At 59.9% G+C, this 26,101-nt stretch carries 27 protein-coding genes; 9 read left to right on the top strand and 18 right to left on the bottom strand.

What is annotated here, in order from left to right; genetic code table 11:
* Position 1 precedes the first annotated feature (1 nt).
* From Q668_RS06220 to Q668_RS06180, 9 genes are all read right to left on the bottom strand, one after another.
* On the bottom strand, positions 2-481 hold the full coding sequence (locus Q668_RS06220) for a cytochrome c-type biogenesis protein (protein ID WP_022988757.1): 480 nt from the start codon (positions 479-481) through the stop codon (positions 2-4).
* Positions 481-1,017, bottom strand: a complete 537-nt coding sequence (locus tag Q668_RS06215) for a DsbE family thiol:disulfide interchange protein (RefSeq protein WP_022988756.1) — start codon at positions 1,015-1,017, stop codon at positions 481-483. The genes Q668_RS06220 and Q668_RS06215 overlap by 1 nt, the downstream gene beginning before the upstream one ends.
* A complete protein-coding gene (locus Q668_RS06210; protein ID WP_022988755.1) occupies positions 1,014-3,014 on the bottom strand; it encodes a heme lyase CcmF/NrfE family subunit in 2,001 nt (666 codons plus the stop codon). The genes Q668_RS06215 and Q668_RS06210 overlap by 4 nt, the downstream gene beginning before the upstream one ends.
* A 33-nt stretch (positions 3,015-3,047) precedes the next feature.
* Positions 3,048-3,524 carry a cytochrome c maturation protein CcmE gene (gene ccmE, locus Q668_RS06205; RefSeq protein WP_022988754.1) on the bottom strand — a complete coding sequence of 159 codons (477 nt, stop codon included), beginning with the start codon at positions 3,522-3,524 and terminating at the stop codon, positions 3,048-3,050.
* A gap of 14 nt (positions 3,525-3,538) precedes the next feature.
* Positions 3,539-3,775 (bottom strand): heme exporter protein CcmD, encoded by a 237-nt coding sequence (ccmD, locus tag Q668_RS06200; protein ID WP_022988753.1) that lies wholly within the window; start codon positions 3,773-3,775, stop codon positions 3,539-3,541.
* 3 nt (positions 3,776-3,778) lie between these two features.
* Positions 3,779-4,522: a heme ABC transporter permease CcmC gene (ccmC, locus tag Q668_RS06195; RefSeq protein WP_022988752.1), complete on the bottom strand. Its 744-nt coding sequence runs from the start codon at positions 4,520-4,522 to the stop codon at positions 3,779-3,781.
* A gap of 21 nt (positions 4,523-4,543) precedes the next feature.
* Positions 4,544-5,269 (bottom strand): heme exporter protein CcmB, encoded by a 726-nt coding sequence (ccmB, locus tag Q668_RS06190; protein ID WP_022988751.1) that lies wholly within the window; start codon positions 5,267-5,269, stop codon positions 4,544-4,546.
* Positions 5,259-5,897 (bottom strand): cytochrome c biogenesis heme-transporting ATPase CcmA, encoded by a 639-nt coding sequence (gene ccmA, locus Q668_RS06185; protein ID WP_022988750.1) that lies wholly within the window; start codon positions 5,895-5,897, stop codon positions 5,259-5,261. The genes ccmB and ccmA overlap by 11 nt, the downstream gene beginning before the upstream one ends.
* 198 nt (positions 5,898-6,095) lie before the next feature.
* The gene (locus Q668_RS06180) at positions 6,096-6,914 is read right to left on the bottom strand and encodes a MinD/ParA family protein (RefSeq protein ID WP_022988749.1); all 819 of its coding nucleotides are present in this window, start codon (positions 6,912-6,914) and stop codon (positions 6,096-6,098) included.
* A 146-nt stretch (positions 6,915-7,060) separates the two neighbouring features.
* On the opposite strand from Q668_RS06180, the gene upp reads away from it, so the two are divergent.
* On the top strand, positions 7,061-7,699 hold the full coding sequence (gene upp, locus Q668_RS06175; RefSeq protein ID WP_022988748.1) for a uracil phosphoribosyltransferase: 639 nt from the start codon (positions 7,061-7,063) through the stop codon (positions 7,697-7,699).
* A 2-nt stretch (positions 7,700-7,701) separates the two neighbouring features.
* The gene (locus Q668_RS06170) at positions 7,702-8,958 is read left to right on the top strand and encodes a uracil-xanthine permease family protein (RefSeq protein ID WP_022988747.1); all 1,257 of its coding nucleotides are present in this window, start codon (positions 7,702-7,704) and stop codon (positions 8,956-8,958) included.
* Here the strand turns inward: Q668_RS06170 and Q668_RS06165 are convergent.
* The 3 genes from Q668_RS06165 to Q668_RS06155 all read right to left on the bottom strand — a co-directional run bounded on the left by Q668_RS06165 (position 8,955) and on the right by Q668_RS06155 (position 12,218).
* Entirely contained in the window at positions 8,955-9,296 is a 342-nt protein-coding gene (locus tag Q668_RS06165) for an Hpt domain-containing protein (RefSeq protein ID WP_022988746.1), read from the bottom strand. The two genes, Q668_RS06170 and Q668_RS06165, sit on opposite strands and share 4 nt — an antisense overlap.
* 92 nt (positions 9,297-9,388) lie before the next feature.
* Positions 9,389-10,837, bottom strand: coding sequence for a sigma-54 dependent transcriptional regulator (locus Q668_RS06160; RefSeq protein WP_022988745.1), 1,449 nt, complete (start codon positions 10,835-10,837; stop codon positions 9,389-9,391).
* A 22-nt stretch (positions 10,838-10,859) separates the two neighbouring features.
* Positions 10,860-12,218 (bottom strand): DUF1329 domain-containing protein, encoded by a 1,359-nt coding sequence (locus Q668_RS06155; RefSeq protein WP_022988744.1) that lies wholly within the window; start codon positions 12,216-12,218, stop codon positions 10,860-10,862.
* Between the two features lie 258 nt (positions 12,219-12,476).
* On the opposite strand from Q668_RS06155, the gene Q668_RS06150 reads away from it, so the two are divergent.
* Entirely contained in the window at positions 12,477-12,983 is a 507-nt protein-coding gene (locus Q668_RS06150; RefSeq protein ID WP_022988743.1) for a DUF6586 family protein, read from the top strand.
* Positions 12,984-13,038: 55 nt separating this feature from the next.
* Positions 13,039-13,311, top strand: a complete 273-nt coding sequence (locus tag Q668_RS06145) for a hypothetical protein (RefSeq protein WP_022988742.1) — start codon at positions 13,039-13,041, stop codon at positions 13,309-13,311.
* An 18-nt stretch (positions 13,312-13,329) separates the two neighbouring features.
* On the opposite strand, the gene Q668_RS06140 is transcribed toward Q668_RS06145, so the two are convergent.
* Positions 13,330-13,821 carry a cell division inhibitor SulA gene (locus Q668_RS06140; protein ID WP_022988741.1) on the bottom strand — a complete coding sequence of 164 codons (492 nt, stop codon included), beginning with the start codon at positions 13,819-13,821 and terminating at the stop codon, positions 13,330-13,332.
* Between the two features lie 15 nt (positions 13,822-13,836).
* Entirely contained in the window at positions 13,837-14,445 is a 609-nt protein-coding gene (gene lexA / locus Q668_RS06135) for a transcriptional repressor LexA (protein ID WP_036219354.1), read from the bottom strand.
* Between the two features lie 169 nt (positions 14,446-14,614).
* On the opposite strand from lexA, the gene Q668_RS06130 reads away from it, so the two are divergent.
* The 3 genes from Q668_RS06130 to Q668_RS06120 are packed head-to-tail and all read left to right on the top strand — an operon-like array spanning position 14,615 to position 17,071.
* Positions 14,615-15,616, top strand: a complete 1,002-nt coding sequence (locus Q668_RS06130; RefSeq protein ID WP_022988740.1) for an amidoligase family protein — start codon at positions 14,615-14,617, stop codon at positions 15,614-15,616.
* Complete coding sequence (locus tag Q668_RS06125; protein ID WP_022988739.1) at positions 15,609-16,367, top strand: gamma-glutamyl-gamma-aminobutyrate hydrolase family protein; 759 nt, start codon at positions 15,609-15,611, stop codon at positions 16,365-16,367. Before Q668_RS06130 ends, Q668_RS06125 begins: the two co-directional genes overlap by 8 nt.
* An 8-nt stretch (positions 16,368-16,375) precedes the next feature.
* Positions 16,376-17,071 carry an SIMPL domain-containing protein gene (locus Q668_RS06120; RefSeq protein WP_036219352.1) on the top strand — a complete coding sequence of 232 codons (696 nt, stop codon included), beginning with the start codon at positions 16,376-16,378 and terminating at the stop codon, positions 17,069-17,071.
* Positions 17,072-17,077: 6 nt separating this feature from the next.
* Here the strand turns inward: Q668_RS06120 and Q668_RS06115 are convergent, their stop codons facing one another.
* Positions 17,078-20,872: a translocation/assembly module TamB domain-containing protein gene (locus Q668_RS06115; protein ID WP_022988737.1), complete on the bottom strand. Its 3,795-nt coding sequence runs from the start codon at positions 20,870-20,872 to the stop codon at positions 17,078-17,080.
* On the bottom strand, positions 20,869-22,617 hold the full coding sequence (locus tag Q668_RS06110) for an autotransporter assembly complex protein TamA (RefSeq protein ID WP_022988736.1): 1,749 nt from the start codon (positions 22,615-22,617) through the stop codon (positions 20,869-20,871). Before Q668_RS06110 ends, Q668_RS06115 begins: the two co-directional genes overlap by 4 nt.
* A gap of 128 nt (positions 22,618-22,745) precedes the next feature.
* On the opposite strand from Q668_RS06110, the gene Q668_RS06105 reads away from it, so the two are divergent.
* Together Q668_RS06105 and Q668_RS06100 are read left to right on the top strand one after the other, a co-directional pair.
* Positions 22,746-23,753 (top strand): hypothetical protein, encoded by a 1,008-nt coding sequence (locus Q668_RS06105; protein WP_022988735.1) that lies wholly within the window; start codon positions 22,746-22,748, stop codon positions 23,751-23,753.
* 253 nt (positions 23,754-24,006) lie between these two features.
* Positions 24,007-24,387, top strand: a complete 381-nt coding sequence (locus Q668_RS06100; RefSeq protein ID WP_022988734.1) for a rhodanese-like domain-containing protein — start codon at positions 24,007-24,009, stop codon at positions 24,385-24,387.
* Positions 24,388-24,400: 13 nt separating this feature from the next.
* Here Q668_RS06100 and Q668_RS06095 read toward each other — a convergent pair whose 3' ends face one another.
* Both Q668_RS06095 and Q668_RS06090 read right to left on the bottom strand, forming a co-directional pair.
* A complete protein-coding gene (locus Q668_RS06095) occupies positions 24,401-24,937 on the bottom strand; it encodes a GTP-binding protein (protein ID WP_022988733.1) in 537 nt (178 codons plus the stop codon).
* A 10-nt stretch (positions 24,938-24,947) separates the two neighbouring features.
* On the bottom strand, positions 24,948-25,901 hold the full coding sequence (locus tag Q668_RS06090) for a hypothetical protein (protein WP_022988732.1): 954 nt from the start codon (positions 25,899-25,901) through the stop codon (positions 24,948-24,950).
* Positions 25,902-26,101 lie beyond the last annotated feature (200 nt).

Raw genomic sequence — 26,101 nt, 5'->3', positions numbered from 1 at the left:
ATCAGCGCTCGGATGGCTGATCCTTATCGGCCAGCATCTGTTCGACCCTGGCTTTTTCTTCGGGGCTGAGCGCCGGTTCCTGCTGGCCCTGTTTGCGCGAGCGCATTACCACGCCAGCCACAATCAGCAAGCCGCCAATCACGGCAATGGCCGGGAACGCCCAGAGGAAAATCGTGCGCTTGTCGACCGGCGGTTTGTACTGCACAAACTCGCCAAAACGGTCCACCAAGGCGCCGACGATTTCATCGTTGGAAGCGCCTTGCTGCATCATCAGGTACACCTCGTCCCGCATATCCTTGGAGATGGGGGCGTTGGAATCAGCGATATTCTGGTTCTGGCACTTGGGGCAGCGCAGCTCGGCAATCAGGTTCTGGTAACGCTGCTCTTCAGCCCGGGTATCGAAGTCGTAGACCTCCATCACCTCGGCCCGGAGTGGTGAAACCACAAACAGCACGGCCAACAGTAGCGGATAAAAACGCATCAGCTATTTCCCTTTGCCTGATTGAGCACGGGCAGCAGGACTTCCTGCCAAACCCGCTCGTTCACCACACCCACATGCCGGTACAGAACGACACCGTCGGCGTCGATCACATAGGTTTCCGGAGCGCCGTATACACCCAGGTCAAAGCCGAGGGATCCGCGAGGGTCGAAGATAATGGTTTCGTAGGGATTGCCGAGGCGGCCCAGGAAACTGAACGCGGTTTCCCGCTGATCCTTGTAGTTCAGGCCGACAATGCGCACGCCTTCGTTGCTGGCCAGGTGCATCAGGTATTCATGCTCGTCCCAGCAGGACGGACACCACTCGGCCCAGACATTCAGCAGGGACACCTGCCCCTGGAAAACTGAGGTGTCCAGCATATGTTCCGGGTCGTGCAGGTCCTGCAGCTGGAATTCCGGTACCGGTTTGCCGATACGGGCCGATTCCAGCTTGGTGGGATCCTTGCCGATACCGGCAAACAGGAAGACCCCGATACCCACCGCAATCAGCAACGGAACAAACAGTAGCAGGCGCCTCATGACGACGCCTCCGCCGGCTTGCCGGGAGCCGTGTTGCCAGCCTGGGCTTTCTGTTTTTCCTCAGCTTTTACACGAATGCGGTAACGCTTGTCGGCAATGGCCAGGAAGCCGCCGATGGCCATCACCAGGGAACCCAGCCACAACCAGCGTACCAGCGGCTTGTACTGCAGGCGGATAGCCCAGGCGTCGTCGGAAATCCGCTCGCCAATAGCCACAAATACATCCCGGAACAGGCCGGCATCAATATCCGCCTCGGTCATCACGCTCATACCCACCGGGTAGTTACGCTTCTCCGGGTGCAGGTCGGTAACCAGCTTGCCATCCAGGAACACGTTAAAGCTGCCGTACTGGGCAGTGAAGTTGGCGCCCTGCCGCTCACCGATGTCGGTGAACACGATTTCGTAATCGCCCACCATGGCGGAATCACCCGGCACCATGCGGACATCCCGCTCGACACCGTAATTGGACACCACGGTGGCACCGGCCATCACCATAGCCACACCAAGGTGCCCCAGCACCATGCCCCAGTAACTGCGGGACTGGCGCTTGAGGCCATGCAATCGGCCCTGGCGGGAAGCAGACTTGTCCCACAGGTCCCACAGGGTAGCCACGGCAATCCAGATGGCAGTGAACACACCGGCAAAGGCCCAGGGCGCAAAGCTGCCGTAGTTGACCATCACCGCAGCTGTCGCCACCAGGCTGATCGCCAGCGGCCACAACAGTTTACGGGCCAGCATACCGCCGTCGGTTTTCTTCCAGCGGGAGAAAATACCGGCACCCAGCAACAGGCCGGTGGCCACGGCCAGCGGGCTGAAGGTGGTATTAAAGAATGGCTCGCCGATGGACAGCTTGCCGGCATCCAGGTAGTCCAGGACCAGCGGATACAGGGTACCGATGGCCACCAGCAGCGTGGCGGACACCAGCAACACGTTGTTCAGCAGCAGGAAGATTTCCCGGGACAGGGAACCGTAACGGGAACGCACGTGCACCACCGGTGCCCTGAACGCGTAGAGCAGCAGGCTACCCACTACCGTAATACCCAGCAGCATCAGCAGGAAGCTGCCCCGCTCCGGGTCAGAAGCGAAGGCATGTACCGAGGTGAGAACGCCGGAGCGCACCAGGAAGGTGCCCAGCAAGCTCAGTGCGAAAGTCACGATGGCCAGCAATACGGTCCAGCTTTTGAACACGCCACGTTTTTCGGTCACCGCCAGCGAGTGCATCAGCGCGGTGCCGGACAACCAGGGCAACAGGGATGCGTTTTCTACCGGATCCCAGAACCACCAGCCGCCCCAGCCAAGCTCGTAGTAAGCCCACCAGCTGCCCAGCGCGATGCCGATGGTCAGGAACGACCAGGCAATGGTGGTCCAGGGCCGGGACCAGCGGGCCCAGGCCGCGTCCAGACGACCGTTGATCAGGGCGGCAATAGCGAAAGCAAAGGCCACGGAGAAACCCACATACCCCATGTACAACATGGGCGGGTGCATGATCAGCCCGATATCCTGCAGCAGGGGGTTCAGATCCTGACCATCCGCCGGCACGCTCGGCAGCAAACGGTCAAAGGGGTTGGACGTCACAATGATGAACAGGAAAAAGCCGACACAGACCATGCCCATCACCGCCAGCACCTGCGACACCATGGTCGAGGGCAGCTTGCGACTGAAGACGGCAACAGCCAGGGTCCACCCGGTCAGCATCAAAATCCACAGCAGCAGGGAGCCTTCGTGGCCACCCCACACCGCGCTGAACTTGTAATACCAGGGCAGCATGCTGTTGCTGTTATTGGCTACATAGGTAACCGAGAAATCATCAACCAGGAAGGCATGGGTCAGGATGGCAAAGGCCAGCCCGGTAAACACAAACATGCCCGACGCCAGGGGCCGGGCAAACGCCTGCAGACTGTCACGCCCGGTGAGCGCACCGGCCAACGGGACGACGGCAAGAAGCACCGAGAGCAACAGCGCGAGTATCAGTGCAAGCTGTCCGAGTTCCGGATACATCAGAAATCTCCAAGGTCAGTCATGATTCGGGGCTCAGTAAGCCGCGCTTTCTGCAGCTTTCTCTGCATTCGCCTTGTTCAGGCCCTTGGATGACTTCTCCAGGGCATCGGCTACTTCCGGCGGCATATAGTTTTCATCGTGCTTGGCGAGAACCTGGTCTGCCACAAACAGGCCTTCTTCGTTCAGTCGACCCATGGCCACCACGCCCTGCCCTTCTGCGAACAGGTCCGGCAGGATGCCTACGTACTGTACAGGCACAGACGCGGCATAATCCGTCACCCGGAAGTTCACCTTCAGGCTTTCGGTATCACGTATCACGCTGCCTTCTTCCACCATGCCGCCGGCACGGATACGTACATCAACCGGGGCATTGCCGGCAGAGATTTCTGTCGGGTCGTAGAACAGGTTGATGTTCTGGCGCAGTGCATAGGTCGTCAGGCCCACCGCCAGCGCGATGCCGGCAACCAGGAAGGCAAGAATGGTCAGTCTTTTTTTGCGGATCGGATGCATGGGTTACCTGCTGTTCAGTCCTGGGAAACTTCAACTCGGGTGAAAGTGGCCGCCGCTTTCGGGCGGGCGCTGTCTTTGCTTCCCTGCTGCTGTTCTAGCCTGCGCCTGCAGGAATCGTATACGGCACGGTTGCGGCGTGCAGACCAGATCATCAGCCCGCCCAGCAACACAACAAATACGGCGTAGCACGCCCACACATAGGGGCCGTGCCCTTCCATGGCAATAAATGCGGAGAACGAATCGAATGCCATTGGTTATTTCCTTCCCGCCAGAACAAGTTCTCTGACCCAGCGGGTACGCTGCTCCCGCAACAGGATCTCGGTTTTCATTCGCAGACAGGCCAGCCAGCCAAACAACAGGTACAGGCCAAGCACTGAAAGCAGCAACGGCACCCACATTTCCATCGGCATGGAGGGCTTTTCAGTCAACTTGAAGGTGGCCGGCTGATGCAGTGTATTCCACCAGTCCACCGAATATTTGATGATAGGGATATTTACTACCCCCACCAGTACCAGCACCGCCACGGCCCGGGCGGCAGATTTCTCGTCGTTGATGGCACGGTCCAGCGCGATGGCGCCACCGTACAGGAACAGGAGAATTAGCATGGAGGTGAGACGGGCATCCCACACCCACCAGGTGCCCCAGGTGGGCTTACCCCACACAGCTCCGGTGAACAGCGACAGAAAGGTGAGCACCAGCCCCACCGGCGCGATGGCTTTGACAAACACGTCCGCCAGTTTCATGCGCCAGACCAGGGTGACCACGGCAGCAACCGCCATCATTATGTAAATGGACTGGGCCAGGAACGCTGCCGGCACATGGATGAAGATGATCCGGTAGCTGTTGCCCTGCAGGTAATCTTTCGGCGCAAACGCCAGCCCCCACACCAGTCCGGCCAACAGCACGATCAGCCCGCCGGCCAGCAACCAGGGCATCAAGCGGTTAGCGATGCCGTAAAACCACTTGGGGGAACCCAATTTGTGAAACCATTGCCACATCAGTTGGTCACCGTCTTTCTTTTAACTGTTAGACATGCTGATTCGCAGCGCGGCGGCGGCTGCAAATGGCGCCAGGGTCAGCGCCAGTACCAGGAATGCCCCCATCAATGCGAGATAACCGGCCACGGGCGCGCCCTCGGCTGCTGCCGCCACGGTCCCGGTACCGAAAATAAGCACGGGAATGTACAGCGGAATGATCAGCAGTGACAAGAGCACACCGGCAGACCGTAACCCCAGTGTCAACGCCGCGCCGATGGCACCAATCAGGCTCAGTACCGGGGTACCGATCAGCAGCGTTAGACACAGAATTGCCACAGAGTTCCCGTCCAGGTGCACCATTATTCCCAACACTGGCGCAAGCAGTACCAGCGGCAGGCCGGTGAGTATCCAGTGGGCCAGTGTCTTGGCCAGGATCAGCAGGAACAGGGGCTGTGGCTGTAATATCAATTGCTCCAGGGTGCCATCATCAAAGTCGTGCCGGAACAGGTGGTCCAGCGACAGAAGCACCGACAACAAGGCCGCTACCCAGAGAATACCGGCACCGGACTGCTTGAGAAATGCCACTTCAGGGCTAACCCCCAGCGGGAAGAGGGTTACCACCATAATAAAGAACAGTAGCGGGTTGAGCAGATCCTGGCGCTGCCGGAAGGCCACGCGGACATCCCGCATGAACACAGCCGACATGGCCTGCAGCGGGCCAATGGCACTCTCTACCGGTTTCAACGCCGGCCGGGATTCAGCATTCATCACTCTGCCCTCCCCCCAGTGTAATGCGCTTCATTCCGGGCAGCTGCAGGTCGTGGTGAGTCGTCACCAATACAGCACCACCTTCTGCAGCCCGCTGCTGCAATAATTCTTCAATCGCTTTGACGCCATCCGCATCAATAGCCGTGAACACTTCATCCAGCAGCCACAAGGGTTCGTCTGCAATCAACAGGCGCGCCAGTGCCACCCGGCGCTGCTGACCGGCCGACAGATTGCGACAGGGTACATTCTCGAAGCCCGCCAGTCCTGTTCCCGCCAGTGCCTGCGACAATATGTCATCGCTGACGGTGCGGCGACCAGCCATCAGGGCCCTAAGGTTTTCCATGGGAGTCAGCAGGGGTTTGATGCCGGGGCGGTGCCCAAGGTACAGCATGTTGCGCAGGAAGGATTCACGGTGCCAGGCCCGGGGTTCGCCACACCAGAGCAGTTCGCCTGACCAGGCATCGTTCAAACCGGCAAGGGTTCTGAGCAGGGTGGTTTTGCCAGTGCCGTTGGGGCCTTCAATACGGGTAACGGTACCCGGCATTACCGAGAAGCTGAGATTCTGGAACAACAGGCGCTCGTCGCGCTCACATTCGAGATTTACAGCCTGTAATAACGGCTCGGACATCGGGGCCCCGTCTGCAGAGCGAAGGACGCCGCGCGGGCATCCGGTGAATGAGTGCGCATTATAACGAATGCGACACCGGATTACCTATGCGTGACGTCAATTACCGATGCACTGAGGCAGCCTAACTTATTGAATCAGGGTGCGCAGTGCCCACACTTGCTGCCAGCAGACCCTCATGCGCACGGGAATACAGTTGTTTCATTCAACGGCTCCAACCAGGCGCTCCACAAAAAATTCAAGATGCCCCCCGGGAGCAGAGGGTAAAGGCCAGTTTTCCACTTTTTCTGCCAGTGCCCGCATGGCGAGAGACGCCCTTGCCTTGGGGTAGGCTTCCATAAACGCCTTTTGCCGCTGCACCGCCTTGCGCACAGCTTCATCGTAGGGAATGGCGCCACTGTAGTGTAGCCCCGCATCCAGGAAACGACCGGTGACTCTGGTCAGTTTTTCAAACAGTTGGGTGCCTTCCCTGTCGTTGCGCACCTGGTTGGCCAGCACCCGGAAACGGCTGGTGCCGTAATCCCGGTTCATCATGCGGATCAGCGCGTAGGCATCGGCAATGGACGTTGGCTCGTCACACAATACCAGCAGGACTTCCTGGGATGCCCGCAAAAACGCCAGCACCGACTCCGACACACCCGCAGACGTATCGATGATCAGTACGTCGGTCTGGTCGCCCAGATCACTGAAGGCGTGGATGAGCCCGGCGTGCTGGGCCGCAGTCAGGCGAGTCATCGCCAGGCTGCCGGACGCAGACGGCGCCACCCGGATACCACCGGGGCCGTCTACCAGAATGTCTTCCAGGGAGCACTGGCCATCCAGCACGTGCTGAAGGTTATGGTGGACGGTCAGGCCCAGCATTACATCCAGGTTACCCAGCCCCAGGCCGGCGTCCATCACCACTACGCGGCGGCCCCGTTCGGCCAGTGCGATGCCAAGGTTAACGGCTATGTTGCTTTTGCCTACGCCACCCTTGCCGCTGGACACGGCAATTACCTGAACCGGACGGGGTTTATTCATGATTGTTATGGTTCTCTGAAAAACTTGCTGCGCGGCCTGTTCATGGCCCTCTGAGTGCCTGACGCGGAGCTAAAGATACGGTATCCTTGCGCCATTTATTTCAAGCAAATCCACGCCAGATTATCCGAACACACAGGTGACCACAAATGCCAATCCACGAAGTAAAGCACCCCCTGATCCAGCACAAACTTGGCCTGATGCGCCGGGCAGACATCAGCACCAAGAATTTTCGTGAACTGGCTCAGGAAGTTGGCGCCCTGTTGACCTACGAGGCAACCAAGGATTTCAGCCTGCAGGAGCAGACCATTGATGGCTGGGCAGGCCCGGTCACCGTGGAGCAGATTCACGGCAAGAAGATTACCATCGTGCCGATTCTGCGGGCGGGCCTGGGCATGCTGGACGGCGTGCTGAGCCTGATTCCGGTCGCAAGGGTAAGCGTGGTTGGCCAGATCCGTAACGAAACCACCCTGGAAGCGGAAACCTACCTGGAAAAACTGGTGGGCGAGCTGGACCAGCGCATGGCCCTGATTATCGACCCGATGCTGGCAACCGGTGGCTCGATGATTTCCACCATCGACCTGCTCAAGAAAGCCGGCAGCACTGAAATCCGTGCCCTGGTGCTGGTGGCGGCTCCGGAAGGCGTGGAAAAAGTCCTGGAGAAGCACCCCGACGTTTCCATCTACACCGCTTCGGTTGACGAACGCCTGAACGAGAAGGGCTACATCCTGCCGGGCCTGGGCGATGCCGGCGACAAGATCTTCGGCACCAAGCAGAAGGACGTCTGAGTATGCAGGACCATAGCAACGACCCGGTCTGGAAGCAGGCTCTGGCCGGCTCCCAGATGCTGCTGGTGGCGTTCGGCGCCCTGGTGCTGATGCCGCTGATTACCGGGCTGGATCCTAACGTGGCCCTGTTCACGGCGGGTGTCGGCACCCTGATTTTCCACATCGTAACCGGCGGCCAGATTCCTATCTTCCTGGCCTCTTCGTTCGCGTTTATTGCCCCGATCATTGCCGCCAAGGGCCGGTTCGGGCTGGAAGAAACCCTGGGCGGCCTGATGGCGGCAGGTATTCTGTACATTATCCTGTCTGGCGCGGTTCGTCTGCGGGGCACCGGGTTTGTAACCCGCCTGCTGCCGCCGGTGGTCATCGCCCCGGTGATTATGACCATCGGCCTGGGCCTGGCGCCCCTTGCCGTGCATATGGCTTCCGGCCGCACCGGTGACGGTGCCGCAGAGCTGGTGCCCTACAACACAGCCATCTGGATTGCGATGATTTCCCTGACGGTAACCATTGTGATGTCGGTCTGGGCCAAGGGTATTTTCCGGCTAGTTCCGATCATGTTCGGGGTTATCGTGGGCTATGTGCTGTCCTGGTTCGCCGGCATTGTCGATACCACCGCCATCGAGCAGGCGGCCTGGTTCTCGGTTCCGAACTTTGTGGCGCCGGCATTCAGCTGGGGTGCCATCCTGTTCATGATTCCGGTGGCCATTGCCCCTGCCATCGAACACATTGGTGACGTACTGGCCATTGGTAACGTGACCCGCAAGAACTACCTTGAAAAGCCCGGGCTGCACCGCACCCTGCTGGGTGACGGCCTGGCCACCAGTGCCGCCTCCATGCTGGGTGGACCGCCCAACACCACCTACTCGGAAGTGACCGGCGCAGTCATGCTGACCCGTAACTTCAATCCGAAAGTGATGTGGTGGGCGGCCGTTGTTGCCATTGTTTTGGCCTTTGTGGGCAAGTTCGGTGCCGCGCTGCAAACTATTCCTGTGCCGGTCATGGGCGGCATTCTATGCCTGCTGTTCGGGTCGATCGCCGTGGTGGGCCTGAACACCCTGATCCGCCACCAGGTGGATTTGTCTCAGTCCCGTAACCTGGTGATCGTCGGTGTTACCCTCGTGTTCGGTATTGGCAACATGGTGCTGGGGCAGCTGGAAGGGATCGCCCTGTGTGCCGTGGTGGCGATTATCCTGAACCTGGTCCTGCCAGGCGAGAAAGAAGCCTGGGGCCGCAAGATCTACGAAAGCAAAAACGATTAACCGAAGTTCTCGAGGCGCTGCTGCACCTCCCGGAACTCCGTGTAAATCTGCTCCAGTACGGCCGGAGCCTGTTCCAGTGCTCCGGCCTTACCCAGCTTCTCCGCTTCAAAGCACACCTGCCCCAGCCGGGGCGCACCAATATTGATGCTGCTGCCCTTGAAGCTGTGGGCGGTCTTGGCAAAAATGTCCGGGTTATTCTCTGACAGCGCCTGCTCTAGGCTTTCGATGCGGCTCCTGGAGTCGGCCAGATAGGTCTGGATCAGGACATCAAACTCTTCTTCCATGACATCCTTCAGTTCGGCCAGCGCCTCTTCATCAAGATGCGGTTTGTCGTTCATCGGTCAACTCCCTGTCGTGCGCATATCCCGATACTTTCTCAGAAAGGCCGCCGGAATCAAAGCCCCGCAGGCAAACTCGGGGCGCTTCGGCGTCAGGAGGACGGGGGTTCTTCCCGCAGGCCGTACTTGCGCACCTTCTCTACCAGTGTGGTTCGGCGGATACGCAATTTCTCTGCAGCCCGTGCCACCACACCCCCGGTTTCATTAAGGGCCTGCTCGATCAGTTGCTTCTCGAGATTGGCCAGGTAGTCCTTGAGGTCTATGCCGTTAACCGGCAGCAGTACCGGCCCGTCCAGCCCCACCAGGCCGGGAATGGCAGACGGCAAGCCCTGATCTTCCGGCGCCCGGTGTTCGTCGTGGTCATCCAGGTAGCGGAACTTCCGGGGCAGCTCCTGAACACCAATCACGCCGTAGGGGTACATAATGGCCAGCCGCTCCACCAGGTTGGCCAGCTCCCGCACGTTGCCCGGCCAGTCATGGCGGCACAGGCTCATGATGGCAGCCGAGTTCAGCCGCAGGGAGCCGCGTTTTTCCTTTTCCATACGGGAGATCAGTTCGTTGATCAGCAGGGGAATATCTTCGACCCGATCACGCAGGGCGGGCATATCGATGGGAAAAACATTCAACCGGTAGTACAGGTCTTCACGGAAGCGGCCGGCTTCGATCAGCTGTTCGAGATTCTTGTCTGCCGCCGCAATAATCCGCACGTTGGTGGGCCGGGAGCGATTACTGCCGATGCGTTCGAAGTTGCCATCCTGCACCAGCCTAAGCACCTTCACCTGGGTGTTCAGGGGCAGCTCGCTGACATCATCCAGGAACAAGGTTCCGCCGTTGGCCAGTTCACAGCGTCCGGCCCGCTCGGTGATGGCACCGGGAAAGGCTCCCTGTTCATAGCCAAACAGCTCGCCTTCAAGCAGCTCCGCCGGTATGGCACTGCAGTTTACCGGCACGAAGGGCTGATCGCGACGATCGGAATGGTAGTGCAGGTTCCGGGCGACCACCTCCTTGCCCGTTCCGGATTCTCCGGTAATCAGCACGCTGACGTCCCGGTCGGCGACCTGCTCCATCAGATCCCGCACCTGTTGTATGCGACGGCTGGTGCCCACCAGGCTGCGAAACAGCTGGACACCCCGCTGGTGCCCGCGGCCATTGCCCTGGTCAAACTGGGAACGGTACACCTGGGCCCGGTGCAGGGAATCGACAAACTTGGCGTAATTCAGGGGCCATTCAAGGCGGGCGATAATGCGACTGGCGAGATCCCTGGGCAGGTCGGCAGCCTCGGGCCCGCCGGCCAGCAACACCGGCAAAGCCGGGGCGATGCGGGCAAGCTCCTGAAGGCTATTCTGCACGGCCTGGCCATCACCTGCCACCACGGCCACGGAGAAACTCTCCGGCTGATCCTCCCCATCCCCCACTTGCGCTGCCACTGACAGGTCGTCAGCAGCCACCGGGCCTTCACCCAGAAATTCCAGGATAGTAACAAGATCCCGGCGCAGGCCGGGATCTTCACTCACTACCAGTACTTTATTGTTGTTGGGCATTAACCGGTATCTCTGTCAGGTATCAGCGTCGTGCTGCCCGCCGTGCCGCCGAGGCGGTAAATTCATTACCCCGGAAGCCCGGATCGAAATCGTAGGCCGGGTAACCGTTATCCAGGCCATCAATGTAATAACGCTGCGCCTTGAGGTCGTAGGTCATTTCCATGGTGGTCCAGAACACCGGCACACTGTAGTAACTGATGTTGTGGGCTTCAGACACGCGCCACAGCTCACCCTCTTCGTTGTACTCTTCAGAGGCCATGATCTGCCAGCTGTCTTCATCAATGTAGAACACCCGGCGATCGTAGATATGGCCAATACCAATGCGCCGCTTGGCTTCCACTACCCAGACCCGGTGCAACTCGTAGCGGGTCAGCTCCTGGTTGATGTGGTTCGGGCGAATCACATCCGAGGGGCGAATGTTGTCGTCATGCAGCTTGTACGCATTGTACGGCACCAGCAGTTCCCGCTTGCCTTTCAGCTCCCAGTCGTACTGGTTAGGGGCACCGTTGTACATGTCTTTCTGGTCAACGGAACGCAGCGACGAGGAGTTGGGCAGATCTGTCTCGTAGGCCAGGTTCGGTGACCGGCGCAAACGCCGTGAACCGGAATCATACCGCCATGCCAGCCTCGGTGAACGGACCTGGTCCAAAGTTTCGTGCACCAGTGTGATGGTGCCGGCCAGCGTGCTGGGCGCGATGGTCTCGGTTTTCAGGTAGAAGATCTTGTTGTCGATATCTGCCAGCTCGGCGCCAATCTGGCTGTAGGCAAAGTAGTAATCGTACTGGTTAACCACTTCGTTGTAGGCGCCATCCCGCTGGGGCGTGGCGGAGGCACTGCGGAACGAGACCTCTTCACCCCGATAACGAAGAATGTGGTTCCAGATCGCCTCAAGCCCGTTCTGGGGAATGGGGAACGGACTGGTCATGATGGTATTGCGCACGCCGTTACCATTATCCAGCAGCTCTGCGCTCAAGGCATTTTCGAAAGACTTTTCGTAGACATGCTCGGGGAAGGCTGCAGTCCTGCGCGTCTGGTAAACCGGCATAAAGAATTCCGGCCCGTACTGTTCCAGCATCCGGACATGGCCGTCCGAGAGCACATCACGGTATTGGTCCATGTTGTCGCGGGTAATGGTGTAAAGCGGCTTGTCTTCCGGGAACGGATCAATCTCCTTGGTTCCCTCGCGCCAGTTTGCCGGTGGTGTTGCCAGGCCACCGTTCCAGGCCGGAATGGTGCCTTCGGCATTACCGGCGCGTTCGGCACCGACCGGTGTGAGCTCGTTGTTCAACCGCTCTGCTTCGGCAGGTGAAACCTTTGCCACAGCGGATCCGGACAACCCCATTACTGCTGCGGTAACCGCCGCAACCAACTGGTTTCGCATCCCTCAACCTCCATTCTGAATGGTCGGGCGATCGACCTTCGCCCGAATTGCGGGTCTTTTTGCCAGTTTCAAACGCCCGTTTCAAGTGAAGGTTTGTAGTTTCTTGTGAACAGGCACCTGCATCAACAGCGACCATCAAAGGGGAGGAAATGGGTGGACAAAAATGATACTATTAGCCGCTTGGCCTGATCGATATACAAGGGTGTGGTCTTCAGGCGGGCAACTGATCATCCGGCACTGCATGTGGGCAGGTATTGCATGGCTTCAACGTGGTATTCACTGGTTTCACAAAAACTGTACCTGGCCCAGGTACTGATCCGGGAATTTGACCAGCCAACAACCAACAATGCTGCCAGCACCGGACTGCCGGCAGCCGTGATCGGAGAAGCCCGGTCTCAGGCAGTGGCAGAAGTCCTGCTGCGAGCCCGCGACGTACTACTGACCATGATCGCAAGGCTGCACCAGAAAAAGACGGAAACGCCGCACAGCCTGGCCGAGTTAAAGGCGCTGTTCGAATACGATGTGGCGGAAGTCGAGACTCTCGACAGCCTCGCGCAGCAGCGGGACAGCTGGTGGAACCACCTGGTTCAGCTGGACAAGGCCCTGGGCCAACCACCAGCGCAGAAAAAGACGGTCTCTGCCGACAACATTATTGCGGTAGCCGCAGAAGAAGGCCCGGACCGCTCCCTGCAGGCACTGGAACAGACCAGGGCAGCCATGGCCGTTTTTGCAAGGGAACTCGAAGAGCGGCACGGCGAGTGGTAGCAGCCCTGACCACGGCTGCACCGAAACAACCCGAATGACGACAAAGGTTTAACGAATGTCACCATCGTTTTTTGAAATTGTACAACTCTCTGACGGCGACTACGCATTGCGCCGGATAGACGATGATGCCGCCCCACTGGTGCGCATTTCTTTTTCCGAAGAAGCCCGGGAAATGATGGAGAACCGGGATATGAACGTGGCCAAGGCCATGATTGCTGCAGGCATTGAAGCCGCCGGCAATATCGACTACGACATGGGCCATGACATGGACTGGGATGAAGAAGACGGCGACGCGATCGACCCCCAGCCCAGCTATACCCTGCATTGACCGATACTGCGCCAGCCCTCAGCGCTGGCGCAAAATCACCCCGTGACTGTTGCCTTTCGCAGAAGCCTTTTGCAGTGAATCGAAGGCGGCGCGCCCCAGCTTGTTGGTCCAGAGCACTACCGCATGACAGGTACCTGCGCCCAGGGCGCGCTCTGCCAGCTGCTGGGCCGGGTATTCCGCAGTTGAACGCAGCACCAGGATCTCGTTTGCCACAATGCCGTGCATCTTCTGCCACTTGGCCACCAGCGCCTGGGGCGGATCAATCCACGCCAGCCAGCGCTTTTCCTGGTTCAGCTGGGTGAGCATGGGCAATAACAGCTGAAAGTTCTCTACCTGTCCTTCCGGCAGGATAATCTCCGTCACATTGCCGCCCAGGCCCGAATGACCCGCTGCCGAACCACCTGCAGTCCGGCGCATGCTTGCCGGGCGCTGGCCCGCAGAGATCGCTTGCGCCGGTGCCACTGTGGCCGGATGAAACGCCATGTTCTGATTGAAGCTCAACTGTTCCATAACTCACCTGCCTGTTCAGTGAAGATCGGAGCGCCGGATTACACCCACACCAAGACCTTCGATAAACAATTCCTGCTCACTCAGATCCACTTCGATAGGAGCAAACTCTTCGTTCTCCGCAATCAGCCAGACCCTTGAGCCTTCACGGCGATAGCGTTTGACGGTAACTTCCTCGCCCACCCTGGCCACTACTACCTGGCCATTGTGAACATCCTGCGTGCGATGCACCGCCAGCAGGTCGCCATCCAGGATGCCGATATCCTTCATACTCATACCCCGAACCCGCAGCAGGTAATCTGCCGAGGGCGAGAAGAAGTCCGGCTTCAGGGTGCAATGATCTTCCACATGCTCCTGTGCCAGGATCGGGCTACCCGCTGCTACCTGACCAATGACCGGCAACCCGAGATCCGGCTCAGCCTCCGGCAGGCGAATACCGCGGCTGGCGCCCGGCACCATCTCGATTGCACCTTTGCGAGCCAGCGCCCTGAGATGCTCTTCCGCCGCATTGGCAGAGCGGAAACCCAGCTCGGCAGCAATTTCTGCGCGAGTGGGTGGATAACCGGTTTCATCCAGATATCGCCGGATAATATCCAGCACCTGGGACTGTCGGGCGGTCAGCTTCATGCTTTTTCTCCGGGGTTGCTCGTCCTGGTTTTTTATACAGTGATTTGACTATATACAGTGTTTTATCCAGTGTAAAGTCCCTGTGCAGTTTCTTTCCTTTGGGTAACGGGACACGGCGCAAGCCTGTGTTAAGGTGACCTGAAACGAAGCAAGGGGATGCAAACACTCCATGAACGCAGCCAATCGTTGCAAGATGCCGGAAAGACTGGAAAACCACGAAGGTGAAGAACGCCGCGTAGGGGTCGAAATCGAGCTTTCGGGGCTCGGTTACGAACAGCTCGTGCAGCATGCCGCCCGCCTGCTCGGCGGATCACCGGAGCTGATCTCACGCTACGTGACCGCACTGGACACCGAACATGGCCGCTTTACCATCGAACTGGACTCCGATCCCATCAAGGAGCTGGACCTGGACGACGAGCGCCTGCCGCAATCCATCCGGGAGCTGGGCAGCCATGCCATGGATGTGATCGACTTTGCTGCCGAGAAGGTCGTTCCGCTGGAGATTGTAGGCCCGCCGCTGGCGTTCTCGAAACTGGAACTGATCGAAACCCTGATGGATGAGCTACGGGAACTGGGCGCCGAAGGTAGCCGTGAAGCCATCTACTTTGCCTTTGGCCTGCAGCTGAACCCGGAATTGCCGGACCTGGAACCCGCTACCCTGGTAGCCTACCTGCAAGCCTTTGCGGCCCTTTACGACTGGCTTAAAGCCCGGCACCAGCTGGATATCAGCCGCAAGTTCACCACCTATATCGAACCCTGGAGCAGCCGGTATACCGAGAAGCTGATGGCGGATGACTACCGCCCGGACCTGGAAACCCTGATGCGGGATTACCTGCACTACAACCCCACCCGCAACAAGGCCCTGGACCTGCTGCCGCTGTTCGCCCATCTCGACAAGGAACTGCTGGCAGGCTTCGTGAAGGACCCCAGGATCAAGAGCCGCCCTACCCTGCATTACCGCCTGCCGGACTGCGACATCGACAACCCGCACTGGCATTTCTCCACGGTGTGGAATGACTGGGTGGTACTGGAGCAGCTGGCCGCACATCCGGAAGACCTGGCCGATTTACGCAGCCGGTTCCGGGAGGCCCAGAAGTTCAGCTTCCACAACCTCACCCATTCCTGGCGTGAGACCACGGACAACTGGCTGAAACAACACGGTTATGTCTGATTATCAGGGCAACGACATGCCGATGGCAGAAGAACTGCCGGAGAAGCCGGGGCTGACCATCGGCATCAGTGGCCCGGTGCGAAGAAGCCTGGCGCACCGGCTGATCAACCTGGCCTTGCGCCTGCACGGTGCCAACACCCATTACATTCGCCCCGGCAGTCATACCGATGTGTCCCTGCTGGACGGGCTGGTGCTGTCCGGCGGCACCCACGTGCACCCGGAGCTTTACGGGCAGCAACCCCAGGTAACGGCCCGGTACGATCGCAAGCGGGATTCCACCGATCACCGGCTGCTGGTTCAGGCCGAAGCCATCAATATTCCGGTGCTGGGCATTTGCCGGGGCGCACAGTTTATCAATGTGTTCCACGGCGGCACCCTGTGCCAGAACGTGACTCCGCTGCGGGAACATACCCGCCACCGGCCACTGTTGCTGCCCCTGCAAACCGTACAACTGGTGAAAGACAGCCGGCTGGGCCGGTTGATGCCTGCCACGGTGATTGGCGCCAACCGCATTCACAGCCAGGCCATCAAACGGCTGGGCCGGAACCTGCGGGTAACGGCCCTGGACAACGACCGGTTCGTACAGGCCATTGAAAACACCGGAGCCCAGTGGCTGATGGGCGTGCAATGGCATCCGGAATACCTGCTTTACCACACCGGGCACCGGCACATTTTCAGCCACTTTGTGCACGCCGCCCGGGGCAGAAAACTGGAAAGACTGGAAAGCCGATATTCGGCCTTTGATCAATAAGGAGTTTGATGATGGTATCGCTGAAACACCCCCTGGCACTGACCGCCGCCCTGTTAGCGACCGCGGCCGTGCCCCTGGCCGCCAATGCCGGCGAAGTCAGCCTGACCGGCGAAGGCGTGGTGCGTTACAACCCGGACAGCGCCCGCCTGCAGTTCTCCGTTTCTGCCGAGCACCGGCAAGCGCAAAAGGCTTCCGCCCAGGTAGCCGACACCATGGACAAGTGGCGCAGCGCCATCAAAACCTGGCGAGACCAGCTGCAGGACTACTCCGACGCGGATGTAAACCTGTATACACGCACCCTGCCGGTTCAGGAGAAAGGCAAGGAGCCGGAACAGGTCTCCGTCGCCAGCCAGACCGTGAGCTTCTCGGTCAATGACCTGGAACTGCTGAACCCGCTGCTCGAGCAGGCCAATAAACTGGGCCTCCAGTACAACCTTGGCAACCACCAGTTTTTCCATTCCGACGAGCAGGGGCTGGAGCAGCAGGCGTTGGCCCGGGCCATCGAGGACGCCCGAAACCGCTGCCAGTTCGTAGCGGAGCAGCTGGACAAAACCTGCGGCGAGGTGGTGTCTATCAACATCAACGGTGGGCACCGGCCCGTGCCGATGATGATGGCAGAAGCCAAGTCCGCCCGGGATACCGTCTCGAGCGTGGGCCCCCGTGAGATTCAGTCCAGCGTGAGCGCCACCTTCGAACTGGACTGAACCGGGTCAGAAATTGCGGGTATAGAAGATATCGAGGGAGGCCGCCAGCCCGCTGGCCGCTTCCAGATAGAAATACTTGCCCAGGTCATAGCGCAGCGCCACGGTCGTGATTGGCTCGAAAATACCCACCCCGTAGCGCAGGCTGAGCTCGTCGGTAATGTAACCACTGGCCACTACGGCAGACTGGTCGCCAGAGCCTTCCGCTTCCAGGGTCAGGTTACGGATACCCAACTCGTCTCCGATACTCTGGGTTATACCGCTGGCCTGGTTCAGCCCCAGCGAAATCGCCGCCCGGCTCATCTGGCCTTCATCCCCCTGGCTCTGGGGTGCCCGGCCGAGAATGATGTACGACAGCGCATCACTCTGGGGCATGGACGGCTCCGAGAACACTTCCGTGGTCGGCGCGTTCACCGGCCCGCTCAGGCGAATACCCGCCACAACGGTATCGACGGTGCGCACGGCTTCAACATCCAGGTACGGCTCGGCCAGAGACCCCACAAAGATGATCCGCGCCCGGCGCAGGTCCAGGTCTTGCCCGAAGGCTTCGTAGCGGCCGTCCACCAACTGCAGGGTGCCGCGGGTATCCATGTTGTTGCCAATGCGAAGAGTACCCTCCAGGTTGCCGGTTACATCAAAGGCATTGAACGATACTTCGTCTTCACCCACCACTACGGTGATATCCATCAGCATGGTGCGAATGGTGGGCTCTTCCTGCTCGACACCGACAATGACTTCGTCCTCGGATACCGAAACCGCCGATGGCGGCAGGCCCTTGATTTCGATATCGCCCCGGGGCACATCCACCCGGCCTGACACCGCCAGCTCACCAGCGCGGAAAGCAATGGTCAGATCCGGGCCCACTTCTACCCGGGCATAGGGCTCGACCGAAACCGGCAGCCGCTCGCCGCTGATATTCAGCTGGACTTCAGGTTCATCCTGCCAGTCCAGGTAACCGCCCAGCTCGCCACTGCTGCGATCGTTACTCTTCCAACGGCCGCTGATGTCGGCCCGGCTGCCCAGAAATTCCAGAACCAGCACGATATCTTCCATGGGCAGCGGCAGGCCCGGGTCGAACACCCGGCCGTCGGTGAGGGCCAGCTCTCCTTGCAGCTGAGGCCGGAACAGTGGCCCTGACAAACTGCCCCTGCCATTGACTTCACCGGCCACTTCTTCGATGCCGGCAAAGGCCGACAGGAAAGCCAGGTTCAGGCCTTCCAGTGTGAAGCGGCCGTCAATTGGCCGGCTTTCGGTAGTCGGGTCTACCGCCAGCGCCAGGTCAAACCTGCCCAGCTCCGGCCCCCGGAGTGCTACATCCAGCTCGGCGTTGTCGGGTTTCAACCGGGCTTCCAGGGTCAGGGATTCATGCTGCAGGATCTCCCAGTCATCCAGGATCAGGAATTCAAAGGCACCGCCGCCAGCGTCCAGGCTGATCAGGCCATCGGGGCCCTGTTCGGTCAGTGCCAGGTTGATATCCGCGTTAAGCGATGCCTTCCAGCGAAAGGTTTCCGGGAACAAGGGTGCCAACGCCTGCATGGGGAACTGGCGAACCTGGTAGGCAATGCGGGTATCCGGCAACAGCTGCTGGTCTTCCGCGCATACCGAACTGGCCTGCCAGCGCCAGCAATGGGCGCCAAACAACACTTCGCCGTCAGCCGTGTAATTCAGGCTTGCCGGCGCTTCCAGCCGCCACGCTTGCTCCGGGCCGGGCACATCGATTTCGCCCCGGGCCAAGGCGCCCTGCCAGCTGTTCCAGGCTTCACCCAGGGCGCCGGCGAGTGTCAGCGCCACCGAGGCTTCCGGATGCTGCACAGTCAACGCCAGCTGGTGATCAGCCCGGGTACCATCAACGTCTGCAGTCACCGCGGCCAGTTCCTGTCCAGCTACACGCAACTCTTCTGCGTTGAGGCTGGCATCCAACACGCCGCCACTGGCAAGGCTGGCATCCAGTTCCATGTTTTCAATGCGCAGCAGGTCCTGCCATTCGAGTTCACTGGCATCAAGCGTCACCTTGCCCGTGGGATCCTGCGCCGAACCCGCCAGGTCCACCCTGGCCGAGAAGCGACCGGCCAGGCCAGGCAGCAAACGGTCCGGCTGCGGAAGGTTCACGGTCAGGCCGGCCCCCAGGCTCTCACCGTAGCGCCCCTCGCCCTCTATCCGGTTCTCCGCTATCGCTACCAGAAGATCCTGCACGCGCCAGTCGGTGCCGTCGCTGCTGAGCGTACCACGGGCGGTGGCCGGCTCCTGCTGCCAGCGACCTTTCAGGTCCCAGTCGGCGGTCATGACAGGCAGGCTGTCCGGCACCAGCCGCCCCTCGGAATTGACCTCACCATTGAGACTGGCTTCCAGCACCGGCACCCAGTAGCCCGGATTAAACTGATCCAGCAGCAGCCGGGCCTGCCAGGCCAGCTGATCCGCAAAGGCCAGTTCGGCATCACCGGTCAGGGAACCTGCCCCGGTGGTCATATCGAGTTGGGTAATGCGGACCGCTTCCAGGTCTCCGTTCAAGGCCGCAGTAAGTTCCGCATCGCCCTGGGGCCCGCTCACCGCAGCCTGCAAATCCGCGTTGTAATTGCCATCGTTGTACTCAACCTGCCCTGCCAGCCGGTTCACGGTGACCGGTGGCGGCTCCAGCCCGGGAATCAGCCCGAACCACGGGAAACGGTCAAGGGTAAGGTCCGCCCCGGCCTGCAAGCCTCCCGACCAGCTCGCGCTGCCCTGAACTTCCAGAGTGCCCGGCGTGGCGGTTTCTTCACCGGAAGGCACCCCGGCCGCCGGTCCGGTCATGGTCAGCACCAGGTTGTCGACACCACCCGTTGTGACCAGGCCCCTGATGACGGTTTCGATGGTGCCGGTTGTACCGGGAAGGTTGGCACTGGTACGGGTACGGAAGCCGTTGGCAAGGGAGCCGTCCAGCGACACCACCCAGTTTTCCAGGGTCAGGGTTTCCGGCAGGGCGCCGTAGGCCAGGAAGCTCTCGGATTCAATGGTGAGCGCCGCCGGCAACTGCGCTGCCAGCGGCTGCACGGTGCCACTCATTCGTGCATTCAGGTAACCGCTGCTGGTGCCGGATACCCGAAGATCCCGCACGCTGCCCGCCAGGTTGGCCGCGATCGTCCAGTTGTCTCCGCTCGGGGGCGGCAACTGTGCCGTAACATCAAGATCCACCGGCCAGTCCCGGCGCATTTCAGCGCGGCCACTGGCCGTCACCCGGATCTCGCCCAGCTGGTACAGGGCGTGGTTTACGGTAAGGCTGGCGCCGGATGCTTCACTGCGCAGCTCCACCTTGTCCCAGATCGGACTGCCGTTTAGCTTAAACGGCCCCAGTTGTACATCACCCGCCACCAACGCCACCGGCAGGTTGATAGCGGGCAAGCTGATATCACCCCGTTCTGTTTCTTCCGCGGTATCGGAAGGCTGAACCGTTACATCGATCTGTTCGGCTTTCAGGGTATCCAGGCACAGGGTCTTTTCGAACAGGCAGCTGGGAGACCAGTCCACTTCCGGCGCCAGCAACAGTACTTCCACGCCGTAGCCGCGCCATTCCAGCCGCTCAGCCTGCCACTGGCCCAGCAGGGAACCCTGATCTGCCTCGGTTTGCAGCCCGGGAATCTGGTCGATGGTCCAGGCGGTGCCGGTATCGGTCAGAAGTGCCAGCAAAACAATAGCCACCAGAACCAATGGCAGCAGCAACACCAGCAGCACAATCACCAGTGGCCAGAACCACCAGCGCTTGTGTCGGGGCGGCCTGGCTGGCGCTGCGCCATGCTCCGGCTGCGGAGGTGTCTGATTCGCTTCGGTCACAGTTCCGGCCCCATGGAGAAGTGAATCCGCCAGCCGCCGCCGAACTGGTCATCCATACCCTTGGCCACATCCAGGCGCAGGGGGCCCACCGGGCTCACCCAACGGATGCCCATACCCACGCCGGTGGCCAGGGGGTCAAAGACATCATCCACGGCATTCCCTTCATCTATAAAGGCCGCCACCCGCCAGTTGCGGACAAACTCGTACTGATATTCGGCACTTCCCACCACCATGTAACGGCCACCGACGACGACATCATCCGAGTCTTTGGGTGCCAGGGTTTCATAGCCGTAGCCGCGAACGCTCTGGTCGCCACCGGCGAAGAAGCGCAACGAAGGCGGAACATCCCGGAAGCTGTTGGTGGCCACGCCACCGAAATTGAAGCGGGCGAGAAACCGGTGCTTGCCGGCCAGGGTATAAAGCCCCTTGGCCAGGAAGTTCACATGCAGGATATCAGCGTCCGAGATCACCGCCCGATGGGCCCCGGTCACGTCGAACTGAAGGCGATACCCCCGGGACGGGTCGAGCGGCGAGTTGGCGTGCAGCTTGGAATAACTGACACCCGGCAATAACAGGCTGGAGTTACCCTGCTCTTCCTCACCAATACTGAAGCGCTCCCCTTCCCAGCGCATGGACAATATCTGCATCCAGCCGTTGTCCAGCTGGTGGCTCCACTGCTGGCCGAAGGTGAGTCGTTCAGACTCCACATCTTCAATATGCTCGCGCTGGTAACCGGAGGTCAGGCGGATGGCATCCGTCATGGGCGGATCCAGCGGCAGCTCGTACCAGCCGCTCACGCTCTGGCGTAACTCGGACAGTTCGGTATCGGCGCCCCGGCGGTGCCCCGAGGGGTTGATGTAATGTTCCCGCCAGTTACCCCGGAACCGGGGGCCGACGTCTGTCGAAAAGCCAACACCGGCGGCCACAGAGCGCGGCGGCCGGGGCGTCAGGGCGATATCGACAGGGATTACCCGGTCTTCTGCCCTGGATGGCGAGGCATCTACATCCACACCAGAGAAATAGCCGCTGTTGGAAAGGTCGTTACTGAGCCTGGCCACTTCGTCGGCATGGAACGCGGAGCCCGGCTCGAAGGTAACGAACTGCTCGAGCAGGTTTTCCTCAAATCCGTGGCCTTCCAGGAAGGTGACATTGCCCAGCCGGTAGCGCTCGCCGGACTGGTACTCCAGGCTGATATCGGCGGCATTCCTGGCGGGGTCCACTTCCAGCCGGCGGGTCAGGAATTCGCCGTCGAAATAACCGAGCCGGTTGGCGGTATTCTGGATAGACTGGCGCAGGGCATCGTACTGGCCATGGTGCAGCACATCGCCTTCGGCAGGCGTTTTCGGAAGATTCTTCTTAAAGTCTTCCGCTGCGCCCGCCGGCCCGTTAATTATCACGTTGCGGGAGCGGATAAGTACCGGCTCTCCGGGAATGAGGGTCAGCACCAGCTCCGCCGGTTCATCGCCGGCTTCTTCTACTTTCCAGCGAACTTCGGGGTTGTAATAGCCGAGCGCCCGGGCCGCCTCTTTAACCTGCGCAATCGCCGTGTCGGCATACCGGCGCAGGCCATCGGCGGTGCGGCCTTCCACTTCGCCGACAAAGATCCGGGCGTTGTCCTGGAGGTTGTCCACGTCGCCCTCAACTTCCACCCGGACCTGGCTGGCGAATACGGCAGGGGCAAGCACCAGCATCACCAGGCCCGGGCTGATGGTGGCAAGGCGTTGTAGTGTTCTGGCTGACAGCATGCTGGTTTTAATGGCGTCCGATCCGGTGTCCGGGCTGATTCCCTGAAACAGGTTGCTGAGTTTACCGACTGAATAGGCTAACCTTCCAGTCGCTTAGCTTTGATATTGTAGGCCCCAAGGTAGCGCGGATGCTCAAGATAAACCGAGAAAACCTGAAATCCAGCCACCAGCTGATCTGGTTCATCATCGATTTCGTGATGCTGGGGCTGCTGGTCCTTAACCTTGCGCTGATTATCTGGGACTCGACCTATAACTTCGTAGCCGTACAAAACCTTCTGAAAGACTACGCCCCGGTTATTCAGGAGCTTTACCACCCCATCCACGAACGCTTCATTTTCTACGACCTGATCTTCGTGTCGATCTTCCTGGGCGAGTTTGTCCTGCGCTGGGGCTACTCCATCAAGGCCCGGGTGTATGACCGCTGGTATTTCTATCCGTTCATCCACTGGTACGACCTGGTGGGGTGTATTCCGGTAGGCAGCCTCCGCTTTCTGCGGGTGCTGCGGATTATTTCCATTATTTACCGGCTGCACCAGTACAAGATCATCGACTTCACCAGCACCCGCCTGTACCGGTTTGTCATCTTCTACTACGAAGCCTTTATGGAAGAGCTGTCTGACCGGATTGTCCTGAAGGTGCTGAGCGGCGTGCAGGATGAGGTGAAACGTGGTTCGCCCCTGTTCGAGCGTATCCAACACGACATTCTTTTCCCACGGCGGGAAATGCTATCGGACTGGCTGTCCGAAAGGGTCGCCCAGGCTGCGAAGCAGGGCTATATCCCCAATCGGGGCGCCCTGCGGGTTTACCTGGAAAACCGGGTAGACCATGCCCTGAAACAGAACCTGGAACTGTCACGCCTGAAGTACCTGCCGGTCGTGGGCCCGACCATCCAGGACACCCTGGAAAATGCGGTGGGTGACATCGTGGCCAACGTGGTGCACCAGATCCTGGATGACCTCGCTTCATCCACCAACCACGCCTTTATTGAAGACATCGTTAACGTGTTCCTGCCTGAGCCCGGCGAAGGGCTGACCGAAGAGGGCGAGAAAGAGGCTTTGATCACCCTGATCCTGGAGGTGATCGACGCCATCAAGGACCAGGTACACGTAAAACACTGGCGGGAGAACCTGCCGTAACGGGATCCCTCACTTTGCGGCGCCCGGCGGCCAGGGGGAGTTTGCGCCTTCGGCGGGGTGCGGCTGCACCCTCTCTCCTGCGAGGGGGCGGATTATATATCAATCCACACCACTTGCCACTCAATCAGGAAACAGTCATTCCGTTGATAGCAAGCCTGCATGGAAGTGATATAACCTTAGAGATTGATGAAATATAAGCGCTCACCTATCTTTACTGCCAGACAACCAAACCAGTTTCAACAGGAGCCTGCCAATGAAAACTGCTCACGACCTAGTAGAAGCCGCCCGCGCGGAGATTCGTGAAATTCCGCTGGACCAGGCCGACGACGCCATCAAGAAAGCGGACGTACTGCTGGATGTGCGCGAAGCAGACGAATACAACACCAGCCACATTCCCGGCGCCGTCAATGTGTCCCGCGGCATTCTGGAATTCAAGCTCACCAACGATCCGGCGTTTGAAGACCGGGCCCTGAACCTGGTGATCTACTGCAAGAACAGCGGCCGTTCAGCCCTGGCAGCCAGGGCCATGAAGGAAATGGGGTACATTCATGTGCAGTCCATTGCGGGCGGCATTGAAGCCTGGGAAGCTGCCGGCAAGCCGCTGGTGAAACCGGAACTGCCAAGCTTCGATTAAACCCGGGGGCAGATCAGTCTATAGAGGCAAGCAGCGCACGCACCATATGGTTCGCCTGCGCCTTGTCTCTGGCATCAAAGCTGAACACGGGCAAAACCAGCCCCTGCTCCGCCAGGTTGGCGCGCAGAGATCGCAAGTCCGGCTTGGCCAGCAAGTCGGTTTTGGTCAGGCCGATGACAACCGGGGTGCCGGGAGCAATCTTTTCAATAGCGGCCAGCCAGCCTTCGCATTCTTCCTGGAGCCGTTCATCACTGGCATCCAGCACCAACAACACACCAAAAGCCCCTTCCAGCACGATCGACCACATATGCTCAAACCGCTCCTGCCCGGGCAAGCCGTAAATGAACAGGGGTTGGCCGTCATCCAGCATGACCGTGGAAAAATCGAAGGCGACAGTTGTGGTGGTTTTATCACCCATGGCTGGCTCGCTCATGGGCATTTCGGTGGACACCGGTTCCGAGTCTGACAGGGTTCGGATGGTGGTGGTCTTGCCGGCCCCCACCGGGCCGGCGATCACCAGTTTTACCGCACTGCTGTTAATGTCTTGCATATACTGTCCGTCAGGAGGCTTTCTGGAACAACCCGAAGCGGGCCGCCAGTTTCTGGAACAGGCCTGCTGCCGGCAGCCGGTCGTTCGACGCTGTTTTCGGGTGTGGCGAGGGCATTTTCTGCTGGTCCGGCACAATCAACCCTGCGGCCTGGAAGCCCCACAGAATACCCGACGCCTGCACCGGTTCGATGCCGGTCAGCCCGGCCACCTTTTGCAGATCTCGATGGCCCTTGGCCAGCAGGCTCGCAACCCGGAGCGGCTCGATCAGATCTGGCGCGGCGCCAAGATCCGGCCAGCACTTCATTCGTGATCCTTCCAGAGGGAACATGGGCAGGGCCTCGCCATGATGAATACCGGCACGGATCATGAAAATATCCAGGCTTTCGGAATGACCATTGGCAAGCGCGCCGCCCGAAGCCTCACGCAGTTGCCAGCCCGGCTGCCCCAGCAGTTGCCTGGCCTGAAGCATCACCTCAGACGACGCCGCCCGGATGGTTCCGGTCGACGGGCAAATGCCAAGCTCCACCCCGTCCAATGCCATCACCAGGTCACTGCTTGGCCGGCTAAGGGCCTGGGCGAGCACAATAATTCCGGGGGTCCGGGATGTTACCGAAGCCGCCGTTGCCTGCGCCGGCTCTGCCGGTTCGGCCTCAGCCTTCAGCAGGTTCAGCAGGGCCCGCACATACACGTTTAAGGGTGCATGCTCGCCAATGGTGGCGGTGTCGGGGTCAAAGCGGTCGTTTGCCCGGGTGATGGCGAGTACCGGGATCTGCTTGCGCCGGGCATAGTCCTGTATCCGTTCACCGTACAGGTCATCGGCGGCAACGATGGCGCAATCGCACCGGGTGCCATCCCAGGGGCGCAGGCTGCCTTCAATTTTATGGGCCTGCAGCAGCCCCGCAGCCAGCCGGAGCCTTTTCTGCAGTTCATCACCGGCGACAGCTACCCTGATATCAACGTTCATTGGTGGAGCCTCCTTTACGCAAACCTGTTCAGAAAAGGGCCCGCCTGGAGGGCCCGGGAATAGCTCTTTCGATCAGGAGAAGTCCTGGTTTTTCTCAAAGCTGCGCAGCTCGTGGCGAGCCATGGCCAGGTTGGCCCGGGAGCGGTCGAGCACCAGGTACAGGAAGATCTGCTGGTTGCTGAGTTATGGTGATTTCTGGT

Source organism: Marinobacter sp. ES-1, assembly GCF_000475255.1.
GTDB lineage: Bacteria > Pseudomonadota > Gammaproteobacteria > Pseudomonadales > Oleiphilaceae > Marinobacter > Marinobacter vinifirmus.
This window is presented reverse-complemented; position numbering and strand designations above follow the sequence as displayed.

What these genes read in the sequence shown, in the direction of transcription:
- Q668_RS06120 (WP_036219352.1), top strand. Translation starts at nt 16,376, where the DNA reads ATGATGGTATCGCTGAAACACCCCCTGGCACTGACCGCCGCCCTGTTA.
- Q668_RS06125 (WP_022988739.1), top strand. Translation starts at nt 15,609, where the DNA reads ATGTCTGATTATCAGGGCAACGACATGCCGATGGCAGAAGAACTGCCG.
- Q668_RS06160 (WP_022988745.1), bottom strand. Translation starts at nt 10,837, where the DNA reads ATGCCCAACAACAATAAAGTACTGGTAGTGAGTGAAGATCCCGGCCTG.
- Q668_RS06095 (WP_022988733.1), bottom strand. Translation starts at nt 24,937, where the DNA reads ATGCAAGACATTAACAGCAGTGCGGTAAAACTGGTGATCGCCGGCCCG.
- Q668_RS06155 (WP_022988744.1), bottom strand. Translation starts at nt 12,218, where the DNA reads ATGCGAAACCAGTTGGTTGCGGCGGTTACCGCAGCAGTAATGGGGTTG.
- ccmD (WP_022988753.1), bottom strand. Translation starts at nt 3,775, where the DNA reads ATGGCATTCGATTCGTTCTCCGCATTTATTGCCATGGAAGGGCACGGC.
- Q668_RS06090 (WP_022988732.1), bottom strand. Translation starts at nt 25,901, where the DNA reads ATGAACGTTGATATCAGGGTAGCTGTCGCCGGTGATGAACTGCAGAAA.
- ccmE (WP_022988754.1), bottom strand. Translation starts at nt 3,524, where the DNA reads ATGCATCCGATCCGCAAAAAAAGACTGACCATTCTTGCCTTCCTGGTT.
- Q668_RS06150 (WP_022988743.1), top strand. Translation starts at nt 12,477, where the DNA reads ATGGCTTCAACGTGGTATTCACTGGTTTCACAAAAACTGTACCTGGCC.
- ccmA (WP_022988750.1), bottom strand. Translation starts at nt 5,897, where the DNA reads ATGTCCGAGCCGTTATTACAGGCTGTAAATCTCGAATGTGAGCGCGAC.
- Q668_RS06145 (WP_022988742.1), top strand. Translation starts at nt 13,039, where the DNA reads ATGTCACCATCGTTTTTTGAAATTGTACAACTCTCTGACGGCGACTAC.
- Q668_RS06130 (WP_022988740.1), top strand. Translation starts at nt 14,615, where the DNA reads ATGAACGCAGCCAATCGTTGCAAGATGCCGGAAAGACTGGAAAACCAC.
- Q668_RS06165 (WP_022988746.1), bottom strand. Translation starts at nt 9,296, where the DNA reads ATGAACGACAAACCGCATCTTGATGAAGAGGCGCTGGCCGAACTGAAG.
- Q668_RS06105 (WP_022988735.1), top strand. Translation starts at nt 22,746, where the DNA reads ATGCTCAAGATAAACCGAGAAAACCTGAAATCCAGCCACCAGCTGATC.
- Q668_RS06100 (WP_022988734.1), top strand. Translation starts at nt 24,007, where the DNA reads ATGAAAACTGCTCACGACCTAGTAGAAGCCGCCCGCGCGGAGATTCGT.
- lexA (WP_036219354.1), bottom strand. Translation starts at nt 14,445, where the DNA reads ATGAAGCTGACCGCCCGACAGTCCCAGGTGCTGGATATTATCCGGCGA.
- Q668_RS06210 (WP_022988755.1), bottom strand. Translation starts at nt 3,014, where the DNA reads ATGTATCCGGAACTCGGACAGCTTGCACTGATACTCGCGCTGTTGCTC.
- Q668_RS06215 (WP_022988756.1), bottom strand. Translation starts at nt 1,017, where the DNA reads ATGAGGCGCCTGCTACTGTTTGTTCCGTTGCTGATTGCGGTGGGTATC.
- upp (WP_022988748.1), top strand. Translation starts at nt 7,061, where the DNA reads ATGCCAATCCACGAAGTAAAGCACCCCCTGATCCAGCACAAACTTGGC.
- Q668_RS06180 (WP_022988749.1), bottom strand. Translation starts at nt 6,914, where the DNA reads ATGAATAAACCCCGTCCGGTTCAGGTAATTGCCGTGTCCAGCGGCAAG.
- Q668_RS06220 (WP_022988757.1), bottom strand. Translation starts at nt 481, where the DNA reads ATGCGTTTTTATCCGCTACTGTTGGCCGTGCTGTTTGTGGTTTCACCA.
- ccmB (WP_022988751.1), bottom strand. Translation starts at nt 5,269, where the DNA reads ATGAATGCTGAATCCCGGCCGGCGTTGAAACCGGTAGAGAGTGCCATT.
- Q668_RS06170 (WP_022988747.1), top strand. Translation starts at nt 7,702, where the DNA reads ATGCAGGACCATAGCAACGACCCGGTCTGGAAGCAGGCTCTGGCCGGC.
- Q668_RS06110 (WP_022988736.1), bottom strand. Translation starts at nt 22,617, where the DNA reads ATGCTGTCAGCCAGAACACTACAACGCCTTGCCACCATCAGCCCGGGC.
- ccmC (WP_022988752.1), bottom strand. Translation starts at nt 4,522, where the DNA reads ATGTGGCAATGGTTTCACAAATTGGGTTCCCCCAAGTGGTTTTACGGC.
- Q668_RS06140 (WP_022988741.1), bottom strand. Translation starts at nt 13,821, where the DNA reads ATGGAACAGTTGAGCTTCAATCAGAACATGGCGTTTCATCCGGCCACA.